The sequence below is a fragment of the Amycolatopsis sp. cmx-8-4 genome, assembly GCF_046548675.1.
Classification (GTDB): Bacteria; Actinomycetota; Actinomycetes; order Mycobacteriales; family Pseudonocardiaceae; genus Amycolatopsis.
Window position 1 is genome coordinate 567,231 of record NZ_JAEBDZ010000003.1, and the last position, 13,551, is coordinate 580,781.

At 70.2% G+C, this 13,551-nt stretch carries 12 protein-coding genes; 8 read left to right on the plus strand and 4 right to left on the minus strand.

The features are described 5' to 3' along the window. The first annotated feature begins 14 nt into the window (after positions 1–14). Complete coding sequence (locus ACLJQZ_RS08780) at positions 15–365, plus strand: hypothetical protein (RefSeq protein ID WP_410619524.1); 351 nt, start codon at positions 15–17, stop codon at positions 363–365. Here ACLJQZ_RS08780 and ACLJQZ_RS08785 read toward each other — a convergent pair. The 3 genes from ACLJQZ_RS08785 to ACLJQZ_RS08795 are packed head-to-tail and all read right to left on the minus strand — an operon-like array spanning position 362 to position 3,830. Continuing rightward, the gene (locus ACLJQZ_RS08785) at positions 362–1,204 is read right to left on the minus strand and encodes a transglutaminase family protein (protein WP_410619525.1); all 843 of its coding nucleotides are present in this window, start codon (positions 1,202–1,204) and stop codon (positions 362–364) included. The two genes, ACLJQZ_RS08780 and ACLJQZ_RS08785, sit on opposite strands and share 4 nt — an antisense overlap. Then, positions 1,201–2,151 carry an alpha-E domain-containing protein gene (locus tag ACLJQZ_RS08790; RefSeq protein ID WP_410619526.1) on the minus strand — a complete coding sequence of 317 codons (951 nt, stop codon included), beginning with the start codon at positions 2,149–2,151 and terminating at the stop codon, positions 1,201–1,203. Before ACLJQZ_RS08790 ends, ACLJQZ_RS08785 begins: the two co-directional genes overlap by 4 nt. An 11-nt stretch (positions 2,152–2,162) precedes the next feature. Beyond that, entirely contained in the window at positions 2,163–3,830 is a 1,668-nt protein-coding gene (locus ACLJQZ_RS08795) for a circularly permuted type 2 ATP-grasp protein (RefSeq protein ID WP_410619527.1), read from the minus strand. Positions 3,831–3,978: 148 nt separating this feature from the next. Here ACLJQZ_RS08795 and ACLJQZ_RS08800 point away from each other — a divergent pair, with 148 nt between their 5' ends. The 5 genes from ACLJQZ_RS08800 (at position 3,979) to ACLJQZ_RS08820 (ending at position 9,827) form a co-directional block, all read left to right on the plus strand. Beyond that, positions 3,979–4,914, plus strand: a complete 936-nt coding sequence (locus tag ACLJQZ_RS08800; protein ID WP_326956534.1) for an ABC transporter substrate-binding protein — start codon at positions 3,979–3,981, stop codon at positions 4,912–4,914. A 17-nt stretch (positions 4,915–4,931) separates the two neighbouring features. Then, positions 4,932–5,888 carry an amino acid ABC transporter permease gene (locus tag ACLJQZ_RS08805; RefSeq protein WP_410619528.1) on the plus strand — a complete coding sequence of 319 codons (957 nt, stop codon included), beginning with the start codon at positions 4,932–4,934 and terminating at the stop codon, positions 5,886–5,888. Further along, complete coding sequence (locus ACLJQZ_RS08810) at positions 5,888–6,661, plus strand: amino acid ABC transporter ATP-binding protein (RefSeq protein WP_247059450.1); 774 nt, start codon at positions 5,888–5,890, stop codon at positions 6,659–6,661. The genes ACLJQZ_RS08805 and ACLJQZ_RS08810 overlap by 1 nt, the downstream gene beginning before the upstream one ends. Before the next feature lie 84 nt (positions 6,662–6,745). Further along, entirely contained in the window at positions 6,746–9,061 is a 2,316-nt protein-coding gene (locus ACLJQZ_RS08815; protein ID WP_410619529.1) for an oxidoreductase, read from the plus strand. Positions 9,062–9,359: 298 nt separating this feature from the next. After that, positions 9,360–9,827 carry an SRPBCC family protein gene (locus ACLJQZ_RS08820; protein WP_410619530.1) on the plus strand — a complete coding sequence of 156 codons (468 nt, stop codon included), beginning with the start codon at positions 9,360–9,362 and terminating at the stop codon, positions 9,825–9,827. Here the strand turns inward: ACLJQZ_RS08820 and ACLJQZ_RS08825 are convergent. Continuing rightward, positions 9,817–10,392, minus strand: coding sequence for a hypothetical protein (locus ACLJQZ_RS08825; protein ID WP_410619531.1), 576 nt, complete (start codon positions 10,390–10,392; stop codon positions 9,817–9,819). The genes ACLJQZ_RS08820 and ACLJQZ_RS08825 overlap by 11 nt on opposite strands. A gap of 177 nt (positions 10,393–10,569) precedes the next feature. On the opposite strand from ACLJQZ_RS08825, the gene ACLJQZ_RS08830 reads away from it, so the two are divergent. Beyond that, positions 10,570–12,387, plus strand: a complete 1,818-nt coding sequence (locus ACLJQZ_RS08830) for an NHL domain-containing thioredoxin family protein (protein ID WP_410619569.1) — start codon at positions 10,570–10,572, stop codon at positions 12,385–12,387. Position 12,388: 1 nt separating this feature from the next. Then, positions 12,389–12,721, plus strand: coding sequence for a GroES family chaperonin (locus ACLJQZ_RS08835; RefSeq protein ID WP_410619532.1), 333 nt, complete (start codon positions 12,389–12,391; stop codon positions 12,719–12,721). Positions 12,722–13,551 lie beyond the last annotated feature (830 nt).

Genomic DNA, 13,551 nt, shown 5'->3' on the forward strand with positions numbered 1-13,551 from the left:
CTTTGGGAGGTTCCGTGATCACGGACGAAGAACTTGTCGCTCGCGTGGCTGAGGCCGCGGAGGCCGATCCGGACGCTGACGCCGAGGTCAACTGGGTGCGGCATCAGCGGCCGTCCAAGAATCCCACCGCCGTCTACAGCGTGCGCATTCCCGTCGATCGGATCGAGGAGCTGCGGCAGCTCGCCGTGGCCCGGAACGTGCAGCCGACCGCGTTGATCCGGACCTGGGTGCTCGCCCAGCTCGACGCCGCCAAGAGCGGGGACGAGGACGCGCGGCGGTGGGAAACCGAAGTCCGCGCGACCATCGACCACCTGCGTGCCCTGCTCGACGGGCGAGGAACGCGAGCCGAGCCCGAAACCGCCTAGGCCAGCCGGGTCAGGTGGACCGAGACGTCCAAAGTGGACTGCCCGCCCCCGGTGAAGATGCCCTTCAGCGGCGCCACGTCCGCGTAGTCCCGCCCCATCGCCACCCACACGTGCCGCGGCCCCACCGGGATCGCGTTCGTCGGGTCGTACGCCCACCAGCCGCCGGTCCAGACGTCGACCCACGCGTGTGACTCGCCCTCCACCACTTCGCCGAGCTTCGCTTCCCGCCTCGTGTGCAGGTAGCCCGACACGTACCGCGCCGGGATGCCGATCGCGCGCAGCATCACCAGCGTCACGTGCGCGAAGTCCTGGCAGACGCCTTCGCGCGCGTTCCACGCGTCCGTCGCCGTGGAATGCACGCCGGTCGTGCCCGGCTGGTACTTCAGCTGCTTGTGCACCCATTCGCACACCGCCAGAACCGCCTCCGCCGGATCGAGGCCGGTCCGCAGCGCGCGGGCCTCGCGGGCCAGCGTGAGGTCGCGCGGGGTGTAGTCGGTCGGCGTCAGGTACTCCGTGCGGTGGTCGACGACCGTGTCGCTGCGGAGGTCCTTCCACGACGCCACGCGGATCGGCTCGGCCTCGTCCGCCGTCTCGACCACCGACGTCGCCAGCACGGTGAACTCCGTGTGCGGCGCGTGGAGGTCGAACGACGTGACGACCGTGCCCCAGTAGTCGGTGTACCGGTACGCGCGGGTCGCGGGCGTCGTCTCGATGCGCGTCGCCACCGTCGTCTGGCGGCGGTCCGAGCGTGGGGTCAGCCGCGCCTCGTTGTACGACTGCGTGGCCGGCGTCGCGTACCGGTACCCCGTCCGGTGGGCCACCCGAAGCTGCCAGGTCACAGCGAAACCTCCGCACCGCTCCACGCCACCCACGGCGACGTGCTGAAGTACTGCATGGACACGGCTTCGCCGATCTCCTTGATCGACGTCTGCAGCGTCCCGAGCCGCCGCGGCAGGTCGGTCAGCAGGTCCGACGGGCGCAGGAACTCCAGTTCGCTGCGGGCCCGGCCGACTTCGCGCAGCGCCTCGGTCTTCTCGTTGTTGCGTGACGCGCCACCGGTGTCGAGCCGCTGCAGGCACTCCTCCGCCTGCCGCAGCGCGTGGAACACCGACCGCGGGAACAGCGTGTCCCGCAACAGGAACTGCACGACACGGCCCGCGTCGAGCGCGCCGCGGTAGGTGCGCAGGTAGGTGTCCTGTGCGCCGGCCGAGCGGAGCACGGTGATCCAGCCCGGGGACGACGCGCGGTCCGCGACGACGCGGGACAGCAGCAGCCGCACGACCATGTCGGCGCGTTCGATCGACCGGCCGAGCACCATGAACAGCCAGCCGTCGTCGCGGCTCATCGTCGAGTCGGCGAGGCCGGCGAACATCGCCGCGCGCTCCTCCACGAACGACAGGAACGCGTGCGGCCCGGCGCGCCGGGCGTAACGCTGGCGGTCCGGCACCGCGTTCCACGTCGCGTTCAGGCATTCCCACAGTTCGGTCGAGACGACTTCGCGGGCGCCGCGGGTGTTCTCGCGGGCCGAGTTGATCGAGCCGACGATCGACGCCGGGTTGTCCTTCGCGTACGCCACCAGTTCGGTCAGCTTCCACACGTCGAGGGACTCGGTGCCCTCCGAATCGATGCCCAGGACGGCGAGCAGCTGACGGCTCGCGTGGTCCGAGTCGACACTCGCGTCCTCCAGCAGCTGGTGGACCGAGACGTTGAGGATCCGGGAGGTGTCATCGGCGCGTTCGACGTACCGGCCGATCCAGTACAGCGACTCCGCGTTGCGTGCCAGCATTTTCGAACCCCCTAGCTCTGCTGCTGCTGTTGCTGCTGTTGTTGCTGCTGTGACAGAGACAGCTCGGGACCCTGTTCCGCGATCATTCCGTCCACAGTGGACACCGCGCCCAGTGCCGGCTGTTCCAGCTCGCGTTCGGCGGTGGAGGTCCGGGAGGCCAGCACCCACGTGTCCTTCGAGCCGCCGCCCTGCGACGAGTTGACGACCAGGCTGCCCTCCGGCAGGGCCACCCGGGTCAGCCCGCCGGGCAGCACGAAGATGTCCTTGCCGTCGTTGACGGCGAACGGGCGCAGGTCGACGTGCCGCGGCGCCAGCCGGTCCTCCACCTTCGACGGCACGGTCGAGAGCTGCACCACCGGCTGCGCGATCCAGCCGCGCCGGTTCGCCCGCACCTTCCGCCGCAGCGCCGTCAGCTCCGCCGGCGTCGCCTCCGGCCCGAAGACGATGCCGTAACCGCCGGAGCCTTCGACCGGCTTGACGACCAGCTCGTCGAGGTGCGACATCACGTAGTCGAACTCGTCCGGCAGCCAGCAGCGGTAGGTGTCCACATTGGGCAGCAGCGGCTTCTCGCCGAGGTAGTACCGCACCATCTCCGGCACGTAGGTGTAGACGAGCTTGTCGTCCCCGACGCCGTTGCCGATGGCGTTCGCGACGACGACGTTGCCCGCGCGCGCCGCGTTGAGCACGCCGGCGATGCCGAGGACCGAGTCCGGCCGGTAGTGCACCGGGTCGAGGAACTCGTCGTCGATCCGCCGGTAGATGACGTCGACCGGGCGTTCGCCCTCGGTGGTCCGCAGGTAGACGACGTTGTCACGGCAGAACATGTCGCGGCCTTCGACGAGTTCGACACCCATCAGCCGCGCCAGCAGCGAGTGCTCGAAGTACGCCGAGTTGTGGACGCCGGGGGTGAGCACCACGACCATCGGGTCGGCGACGTTCGCCGCGGCCGCCGCGCGCAGGGCCCGCAGCAGGTGTGCCGCGTAGTCACCAACCGGGCGCACCCGGTGCTGGGCGAACAGGTCGGGGAAGACCCGCGCCATCGTCCGCCGGTTCTCCATCACGTACGACACCCCGGACGGATTCCGGAGGTTGTCCTCCAAAACCCGGAAGGTGCCCTCCTCGTCGCGCACCAGGTCCACACCGGACACGTGGATGCGCACGCCGTTGGGCGGGTTGATGCCGTACGCCTCGCGCTGGAAGTGCTCACACGACGTGATCAGCCGTCGCGGGAAGACGCCGTCACGCAGGATCTGCCGGTCGCCGTAGATGTCGGCGAGGAACGCCTCGAGCGCGCGGACCCGCTGCGCCACCCCGCGTTCGAGCTTCGACCACTCGGCCGCCTGGATCACCCGCGGCACCAGGTCCAGCGGGAACGGCCGCTCCTGGCCGGACAGTGAGAACGTGATGCCCTGGTCGACCATCGCCCGGTCCAGCGCGAGCGACCGCGAGTTGAGGTCGTGCGCGTCGAGCGCCGCGATCGACTCGTACAGCGCCCGGTACGGGCCGCGGACCGTACCGTCGTCGGCGAACATCTCGTCGTAGGCGTCCGCGTGCGGACGTTCCGGGGAGAGGTAGCCGTCGAACCGGGCACCCGGCCGGGTGATCCGGCGGGTCGTCGCCTTCCTCGCGCGTCGACCGGAGGGGGGCAGCCGGGGCGGGATCGCGTTCATGAACGACATCCTCACCTACGTGCCCACCAACGCGCGACACTCCCACGCTGGTTGAAGCGTTGCGAAACTTCGCTGTAACTCGACAGTGCTGTGCTTTGGTATGGATGAGTGGCAATATGCGTGCTCTCACGAACTGAGAACTACGAGGAGTGACGACGTGGCCCGAGGACCCCAACTCAAGGCGCTCGCCCTGTTGCCGGCATTCGCCCTGGTCGGACTGACCATGGCCTGTGGCGCGGGTGGTAGCGGTGCCGGCGACGTCGGCTCGAGCAGTGCCGCTCCGGCGGGCACTGGTTCGGGTGACGCCGGCACGGTCGCGAAGGACGACGCGCTCGCCGCGCTGGTGCCCGCCGACGTCAAGACCGACGGCAAGATCCTCGTCGGGCAGGACCAGAGCTACCCGCCGAACGAGTTCCAGGACAACGGCAAGGCCACCGGCTTCGACGTCGACCTCGGCACCGCCATCGGCCAGGTGCTCGGCGTGCAGATGGAGTTCCAGAACTCCTCGTTCGACGGCATCATCCCCGGCCTCGGCGCCAAGAAGTACGAGATGGGGATCTCGTCGTTCAGCATCAACGCCGACCGGCTGCAGTCGGTCGACATGATCTCCTACTTCAGCGCCGGCACCTCGCTGGCCGTGCTGAAGGGCAACCCGGACGGCCTGAAGGTCGACGACCTCTGCGGCAAGAAGATCGCCGTGCAGAAGGGCACCACGCAGGTCGAGGACCTCGACAAGAAGAACGCCGCCTGCACCAGTGGTGGCAAGCCCGCCATCGAGGTCACGCAGCTGCAGGCCCAGACCGACGTCAACCTGGCCCTCACCGCCAAGCGCGTGCAGGGCGAGCTGGCCGACTCCCCGGTCATCGACTACGCGGTCAAGCAGACCAACGGTCAGCTCGAGTCGGTCGGCACGCCGTACGACACCGTGCCCTACGGCATCGTGCTGCCGAAGAACAGCGGTGACTACGGCAAGGCCGTCCAGGGCGCGATCCAGAAGCTGATCGACAGCGGCGCCTACAAGAAGATCATGGACAAGTGGGGCCTGAACGCCGCCGGTGCGGTCACCAAGTCGGAGATCAACCCGGCCAGCTGAGATAGGACTTAGTTCGCGTGTCCAGTTCCTCCGAGGCGTCCCCCACCGGGGCGCCGATCGACGCCGAGCCCATCAAGGCCGTCCCGGTGCGCCACTACGGGCGCTGGGTGGCCGGCGTGATCATCCTGTTCGTCGCGTTCATCGTGCTCCGCAGCGTGATCACCAACGACGCGCTGCAGTGGCCGGTCGTGGGGGACTACCTCTTCGACGACCGGATCCTGCGCGGCCTGCAGAACACGTTGATCCTGACGGTGATCTCGATGCTGATCGGGATCGTCGGCGGCATCCTGCTGGCCGTCATGCGGCTTTCGCCCAACCCGCTGACGTCGGGCGCCGCGGCGCTCTACGTCTGGCTGTTCCGCGGGACCCCGCTGATCACCCAGCTGATCATCTGGAACTTCCTGGCGCTGGCCTACCCCCGGCTCGGGCTCGGGGTGCCGTTCGGCCCCGAGTTCGTCAGCTGGGACACCAACCAGCTGATCACGCAGTTTACCGCGTCGCTGCTCGGCCTGGGTCTCAACGAAGCCGCGTACATGGCGGAAATCGTGCGAGGCGGCATTCAGTCGGTCGACGACGGTCAGCTGGAAGCGGCGGGCGCGCTCGGCATGAGCCGCACGCGGACGTTGCGGCGGATCATCCTCCCGCAGGCCATGCGGGTGATCATCCCGCCGACCGGCAACGAGACGATCTCCATGCTGAAGACGACGTCACTGGTCGTGGTCATCGGGTACTTCGAGCTGATGGTCGCGGCGCAGACCATCTATTCGCAGAACTACAAGACCGTGCCGCTGCTGATCACGGCCGCGGCCTGGTACCTGTTCATGACGTCGGTGCTGACGCTGATCCAGATGCAGATCGAGAAACGGTTCTCGCGCGGCACTTCGCGTGGTGAGGCGAACAAGAACAGGTGGGCGGGCCGGATGCTCGGTTTCCGGTTCGGCTCCGGGAGCAGCGGCGGCGGGGGGAAGGCGTAATGACTCCGGTCGTTTCCGCGCAGAAGATTCGCAAGAGCTTCGGCACCGTCGACGTCCTCAAGGGCATCGACCTCGAGGTGCAGGAGCGTGAGGTGCTCTGCCTGATCGGGCCGTCCGGCTCGGGCAAGTCGACGCTGCTGCGCTGCATCAACCACCTCGAGAAGATCGACGCCGGCCGGCTCTACGTCGACGGCGTGCTCGTCGGCTACCGGCAGCGTGGTGACAAGCTGCACGAGCTGCGCGAGAGCGAGGTCGCGTTCCAGCGCAAGGACATCGGCATGGTGTTCCAGCGGTTCAACCTCTTCCCGCACATGACCGCGCTGGAAAACGTGATGGAGGCGCCGATCCAGGTGCGCCGCGAGCCGAAGGCCCAGGTGCGGCAACGCGCGCTGGAGCTGCTGGACCGCGTCGGCCTCGGTGACAAGGCGAAGAACTACCCGGCGCAGCTGTCCGGTGGGCAGCAGCAGCGCGTCGCGATCGCCCGGGCGCTCGCGATGAAGCCGAAGCTGATGCTGTTCGACGAGCCGACGTCCGCGCTGGACCCGGAGCTCGTCGGCGACGTCCTGGGCGTGATGAAGCAGCTCGCCAAGGACGGCATGACCATGGTCGTCGTCACGCACGAGATGCAGTTCGCGCGTGAGGTGGCGGACAAGGTCCTGTTCATGGACGGCGGCGTCGTCGTCGAAGAGGGCCCGCCCGACCAGGTCATCGGGGACCCGCGGGAGGAACGGACCAAGTCGTTCCTCGCGCGCGTGCTCAACCCCAACGCCTGAGGATCTCGCGGCGGAAACGGTGTTCCGGCACCGTTTCCGCCGCGGTTTCGCTACCTTGGTGGCGGGGCGAGGGGAGATCGGGCCATGTCGACCGAAAGCGCGTTGCCGCCGTTGGACCCCTTCGCGGGGATCCCCGACAAGCGCTACGAGGTCAAGGCCTCCGAGCTGCTGAAACCCGGCAACGGCGGGTTGCTGCGCTGGCGCCGGCAGGCCACGAACGCGCCGATCGTCTACGTCGAGGACGCGTACATCACCGGGACGCTGGACCTGCGGGCCGCGGACCTGAAGTACCTGTTCCGGTTCGAGCGTTGCCGGTTCGAGCAGCCGCCGGACGTGCGCGAGGCGAACCTGCTCGGCCTGGTCTTCCGCAAGTGCTGGCTGCCCGGGCTCAAGGCCCGCAACATGCGCAGCCGCAACGACGTCCGGCTGATCCGCTGCGTCGTGCAGGTCGACGGCGACGACCGTGAGATCGAGGAGACCACGGTCCAGCGCGGCGACGACCGCGAACGCGGCATGCCGAACGCCGCCGTCAACCTGACGGACGCGGTGATCGAAGGCTCGATGGTGCTGACCCGGACGGTGATCTCGCACCCGCACGGCAAGGCGATCCAGGCGGACCGGCTGGTGCTCACCGGCGCGCTGCTGGCGTACCGGATGGTCGCGAACGGCGAAGTCCGGCTCCCGGGCCTGCGGACCGGCGGTAACGTCAACTTCTCCGGCGCCACGCTGAACAACCCGGACGGCTTCGCGCTCAACGGCAACGGCCTGCACATCGGTGGCAGCCTGCTCTGCGAGGTCGACAACTACGGCCCGGCCAGCCAGCGCAAACGCTTCTCCGCCACCGGGATCATGTACCTGCCGAGCGCCACGGTGGACAGCGACATCATCCTGCGCGAGGCGAAGCTGACGGTCTCGCAGCAGGGCCCGATCGCCGTCGACGCGTGGAAGTCGAACGACCCGTACCTCGACCCGCGCCCGGCGCTGGTCGCCGACCGGCTGAGCGTCGACGGCAACCTCGAGCTGTCCGACGGCCTGCAGGCGCTGGGCACGTTGCGCATGGTCAACGCGCGGATCGGCGGCTCGCTGCGGCTGGCCGGCGCCGAGATCAGCGTCGTGCGCGGCAAGACCCCGCCGTACTACGACCGGGCGCTGCACCTGGACGGCACCGAGATCGGCGGCGACATCGAGGCGACCAGCCTGCGCGTGCCGGCCGGGCAGCTGCGGCTGGCCGACGTCACCATCGGCGGCAACTTCCTGGCCTGGAACTCGATGTTCCGCCACCCCGGCCGGGACGTCTTTTCGGCGCGGCGCTCGAAGATCGCCGGCAACTTCCAGCTCACGGACGCCACGATCCACGGCACGCTGCGCCTGCAGGGCCTCGAGGTCGGCGGCAGCATCAACCTCGCGGGCACCCGGCTGACGGACCCCGGACGCCGCGCGACCAGCAGTTTCTCCCTCGACGTCCGCACCGGCCGGATCGGCCGTGACCTCCTGCTGCGCGACGACAACAGCCGCCCGTTCGTCGCCGAAGGCGGCGTCAACCTGGACGGCGCCCAGGTCGCGCGGCGCGTCGACATCCGCGGCGCCCAGCTGGGCTCGTTCCCGCCGTTCAACGTCGCCCTCGACGCCGGCGACGTCGCCGCGGACGAGTTCACGTTCACGCCGAGCAGCCCCCCGGCGGGCCGCGTGGTCCTGCGCCGCGCGCACTGCGGGACGTTGACGGACAACGAGGCGTTCTGGGCCTCGACCGAGGGCATCGAGCTGGAGGACTTCCGCTACGACGCCCTGAAGAAGGGCATCCCCCTCGACGACGACAAGTCCCTGGACCACCGCATCGAGCTGCTGCGCAACGCCATGCGCGGCTACCGCCCGGGCCCGTACGACCAGCTCGCGCACATGCTCCGCGCGGCGGGCAACGAAGAGCACGCGTCGACGGTCGCGCTGCGCAAACAGCAGTTCCGCTACGAGGCGCTGGCCCGCGGCTTCAAGTTCTTCGGCCCCGGCGTCCGGTTGTGGAGCTGGCTCCAGCGTTCGATGGTCGGCTACGGCTACCGCCCGGTCCGCGCGCTGGGCTGGCTCTTCACGCTGCTGGTGCTGGGCAGCCTGTGGTTCGGCCTGGGTTCGGACGACTGCGTGAACTGGCCGGCCACGGACCAGGCCCACCAGATCATCGCCAACGGCCCCCGCTGCGTGGTGAACCAGCAGGACACGGGCCTGCAGTGGAACCCGGTGATCTACACGGCGGACCTGCTGGTCCCGATCGTCGACTTCGGCAACAAGTCCCGCTGGTACATGCACGGTGCGGACAACTGGGTCGCGGCGGGCTTCACGGCGTCAGGCTGGATCCTGGCGACCACGGTGGCCGCGGGCGTCAGCCGGATGCTGCGCCGGGAGAACTAATTCTCGCGCTCTCTGCCGATCTCTAGAACCAGCGCGATAAAGCCTCAGAAACCCCAAGCCACTCCTCGACACCCGCGCACCCCGCCGGCTGCGGCGCCCCGCTCGGACCCCCAGACAGCCCCCACCACTCCCTGGGGGGCGTCCCACGTCCAGCGTATCGGTCACCCCCGACGGAACCGGCTTTTCCGGCCGCTGGGCGTCGAGTTGTCCACATCCCCCGCGCGGCATCCACAGGCTATTCACCTGACCGCGGTCGGTGACATACCCTCGGTATGTCACCCTCGACGCGGAGGTCACCATGAGCCAACCCGACGCCATCGGCCGGATCGAGGTCGGCGCGGCACCGGAAGCCGTGTACGCACTGGTCAGCGACCCGGCGAGGCTGGCCGACGTCGCCGAGGAGTACGCCGGGCACCGGTGGGTCGGCCGGCCGCGCGGGCCCGTCGTGGGTGCCCGGTTCCGCGGGCACAACCGGCGCGGCCTGAGGCGGTGGAGCACCTTGTCCACCATCACCGACGCCGATCCGGGACGCCGGTTCGGCTTCGAGGTGACCTCGGTCGGGTTGCCCGTCGCGCGGTGGCAGTACGACTTCGAACCCGCCGGTGCCGGCTGTGTCGTCGTCGAAAGCATGTGGGAGCGGCGGCCGGCGTGGTTCCGGGTGCCGACGTCGACGGTCACCGGCGTCTGGAACCGGCGCGAGGCCAACACAGCAAACATCGCCGCGACCCTCGCGCGGCTCAAAACCGCCGTCGAAGCTAGTCGATGAAGCGGGACCAGAAGGGTATGTAGCGCGGGCCGTCCGGTGGGGCCGTGCAGATGCCGCCCGTGCCGAACTCGCGTTGCAGGTAATCCCGCAGGTCGGAGCCGTACACGACGATGTCGGTCTGGTACACCGACAACACCGGGTAACCGGACGTGCCGGCGAGGCCGGGCAGGTAGCGGTGGCCGCACACCGGCACGAGCTGCGGCACGTCGGCCAGGCGTTGCCCCGCTTCGCGGACCGCGTCCTCGGGGCCGACCGGGCGGGTGCCCCAGTCGGGCAGCCAGAAGCCGTTGTGTTCGACGTCGTACAGGACGCCGTCGACCGGCCAGGCCAAACGTTTGCGCAGCTGCTCGGGGTTGCCGCAGCGCCAGTCCGGCCAGCGGTCGCCGATCGGGACGCCCGCGGCGAGGAACGTGCGGTGGTCCGCGGCGAAGCGGAAGCCGAACCGGCGCTCGACGTCGTCGAGCTCGGCCTCGCTCAGCCCGGGACGCACCGGTTCCCGGAGGTTTTCCTGCAGGTGCCGCGCCTCCTCCGGGGAGAGGGCGCCGGTCGGCTGGACGGGAGTCATGACCCAAGAGCGTAAGTGGCGCCCGACCCCGCCGCGCGTTCTTTTCTGCTCTCTTGACGCCCGGCCAGGGGTGACCCCGGTCGGGTGAGTTTGTTCTCTCATCGGCTGGACTCCGGAACAGAGCGTGAGCGCGTGTAGTTCACTCTTGCCGTGACATCTCCCCGACCGCAGGCCCGCGTGCGCGCTCCCGAGCTGCGCGGCGACGTCTGGCTGAACACCGGCGGCCGCCCGATCACCCTGGCCGAACTGCGCGGCCGCATCGTGCTGCTGGACTTCTGGACCAGCGGCTGCGTCAACTGCCTCCACGTCCTCGACGAGCTGCGCCCGCTCGAGGCCGAGTTCGCGGACGTGCTGGTCACGATCGGCGTCCACTCGCCGAAGTTCCTGCACGAGGGCGAGCGCGCGTCCATCGAGGCCGCCGTGCGCCGCTACGAGGTCCACCACCCGGTGGTCAACGACCCGAAGATGGAGCTGTGGTCGCAGTACGCGGTCCGCGCGTGGCCGACGCTGGCGGTCATCGACCCCGAGGGTTACGTCGTCCACGTCGCCGCCGGTGAAGGGCACGAAGAGGCGCTTCGCCGCGTCATCGCCGACCTCGTGAAGAAGCACGACGCGAAGGGGACGCTTCGCCGCGGCGGCGGCCCGTATGTGCCGGTCGAGGAGCAGCAGAGCGAGCTCCGGTTCCCGAGCAAGGCCGTCGCCACCGCCGAAGGCCGCATCCTGGTCGCCGACACCGGGCACCACTCCGTCGTCGAGTTCGCTTCGGACGGCGAGACGGTCATCCGGCGCTTCGGCAGCGGAGAGCGTGGCGGGCAGGACGGGCCGTTCGACATCGCCACGTTCACCGAGCCGTCGGGCATCGCGCTGCTGCCCTACGACGTCGCCGAGCGGGCCGGCTACCACGCCGTCATCGCCGACACCGCCGGTCACCGGCTGCGCGGCCTCGACCTGATCACCGGCGAGGTGACCACGGTCGCCGGCACCGGCGCGCAGTGGCGCAACGGGCCGGACTCGGGCAAGGGCGTCGAGGTCGACCTGACCAGCCCGTGGGACGTCGTGTGGTGGGGCCCGGCCGGCGGGGTCGTCGTCGCGATGGCCGGCAACCACACGCTGAGCGTGTTCGACCCGGTGTCGGGAAACATCCGCCGCTTCGCCGGGACGACCGTCGAAGGCCTCCGCGACGGCGACGTCAGCGAAGCGTTCTTCGCGCAGACGTCCGGCCTCGCCGCCGACGGCGACAAGCTGTGGCTCGCCGACGCGGAGACGTCCGCCCTGCGCTGGATCGAGCCGGCGGGCGACTCGTTCACCGTGCAGACGGCGATCGGGATCGACCTCTTCTCCTTCGGCCACACCGACGGCCCGGCCGACATGGCGCTGCTCCAGCACCCGCTCGGCCTCGCCGTGCTGCCCGGCGCGCGGATCGCGATCGCCGACACCTACAACGGTGCCGTCCGCCGCTTCGACTTCTTCACGCGTGAGGTGACAACGCTCGCGACCGGCCTCGCCGAGCCGCAGGGCCTGTTGCTGACCGACGGCCGGCTCCTGGTCGTCGAGTCCGCGGGCAACCGGATCGGCCCGGTGCCGGCGAGCGAGCCTTCGGTGGTCACCGGCGACGCGCACGCCGTGCGCCGCCCGCCGACGGTCCTCGCGCCCGGCGAGATCGACTTTTCGGTCGTCTTCACCGCGCCGCCCGGCGAGAAGCTGGACGACCGGTACGGCCCGTCGACGCGGCTGGAGATCAGCGCGTCGCCGCCGGAGCTGCTGGCCGACGGCACCGGCGCCGGGACCGAGCTGACCCGCAAGATCCGGTTCGCGCCGGGGGTGACCGAGGGCGTGCTGCAGGTCGTCGCCCAGGCGGCGAGCTGTGACGACGGCGGTGAGCACCCCGCGTGCCGGATCACCCGGCAGGACTGGGGCGTCCCGGTGCGGTTCGAGGAGGGCGGGGCGAGCGAGCTGAGCTTGGTCATGGCCGGGGAGCCGCGCGACGCCGAGTAGGATGCGGACCGTGTCTGACGGGCCGAAACTCGAGATCCAGATGCTGCACGACCGGGTACTCGTGCGGCTGTCGCCGGAAGAGGGCGAGCGGCGCAGCAGCGGTGGCATCGTGATCCCCGCCACCGCGCAGGTCGCGCGCCGGCTCTCCTGGGGTGATGTACTGGGCGCCGGCAACAGTGTGCGGAACGTCAGTGTCGGCGACCGCGTGCTCTTCAACCCGGAGGACCAGCTCGAGGTCGAGATCCAGGGCGAGGGGCACCTGGTGATGCGCGAACGCGACATCCACGCCGTGGCGACCGAGCGAACCGAACACGGCACCGGGCTCTACCTCTAGGGCCCCCCGGAGGGCAGGGGCGTGGCAGACGACGAGGCGCACGACCGCGCCGACGTGCGCGAAGCGCCGGACGCCGGCCAACCGAAACCACCCGCCGCGAAGGGCGCGACTGCTGCGGAGCCGCCTGTCGCGAACGGGGCGACCACTGTGGAGCCACCCGCCGCGAACGGGTCGGCTGCCGCGGAGCCGCATGGTGCTTCGGACTCGCCGACGGAGGAGCCCGTGGCCGAGGTGCCGTCTGCCGAGGCGCAACCCACCGCCGAATCCGCCCCTGCCGCGGCGACCGGATCGGCCGACGCCGAGTTGCCCCTCGCCGCCGCCTCCGGGTCGTTGCGGAATGAGTCCGCCGCCGATTCCGAGCCAGCGGCGGCGGCCGGTGCTGGGGCGCCCTTTGTCGCCGACTCTGGGGTGTTGCCGGACGGGCCGGCGGGCGAGGCGCAGTTCGCCGCCGAACCCGAGTCGGCCGCCGTGGACGGATCGGCCGGTGCTGAGGTGCCGCTTGCCACTGGCCCCGGATCGCTGCGGGAACGGCCTGCGGGTGAAGCGCGGTTCGCTGCTGAATCCGAGTCGGCTGCTGCGGACGGAGTGGCTGGTGCCGAGGTATCAACCGCCGCTGAGTCCGGGGTGCTGCGGGACGGGTCCGCGGGCGAGGTGAAGTTCGCCGCCGAATCCGGGGTCGTTGTGGCGATCGGGTCGGCCGGTGCCGAGGTGCCGACCGCGGGCGACCCCGCGCTGTCGCCGGAAGTGCCTACGGTCGAGGTGCCGTCCGCCGAGCCACAGTCCGCCGCCGAGCCCGCGTTGCAGCCGGACGAGCCCGTGGCGGTGGAGTC

What these genes read in the sequence shown, in the direction of transcription:
- ACLJQZ_RS08790 (WP_410619526.1), bottom strand. Translation starts at nt 2,151, where the DNA reads ATGCTGGCACGCAACGCGGAGTCGCTGTACTGGATCGGCCGGTACGTC.
- ACLJQZ_RS08795 (WP_410619527.1), bottom strand. Translation starts at nt 3,830, where the DNA reads ATGTCGTTCATGAACGCGATCCCGCCCCGGCTGCCCCCCTCCGGTCGA.
- ACLJQZ_RS08815 (WP_410619529.1), top strand. Translation starts at nt 6,746, where the DNA reads ATGTCGACCGAAAGCGCGTTGCCGCCGTTGGACCCCTTCGCGGGGATC.
- ACLJQZ_RS08810 (WP_247059450.1), top strand. Translation starts at nt 5,888, where the DNA reads ATGACTCCGGTCGTTTCCGCGCAGAAGATTCGCAAGAGCTTCGGCACC.
- ACLJQZ_RS08835 (WP_410619532.1), top strand. Translation starts at nt 12,389, where the DNA reads ATGCGGACCGTGTCTGACGGGCCGAAACTCGAGATCCAGATGCTGCAC.
- ACLJQZ_RS08825 (WP_410619531.1), bottom strand. Translation starts at nt 10,392, where the DNA reads ATGACTCCCGTCCAGCCGACCGGCGCCCTCTCCCCGGAGGAGGCGCGG.
- ACLJQZ_RS08820 (WP_410619530.1), top strand. Translation starts at nt 9,360, where the DNA reads ATGAGCCAACCCGACGCCATCGGCCGGATCGAGGTCGGCGCGGCACCG.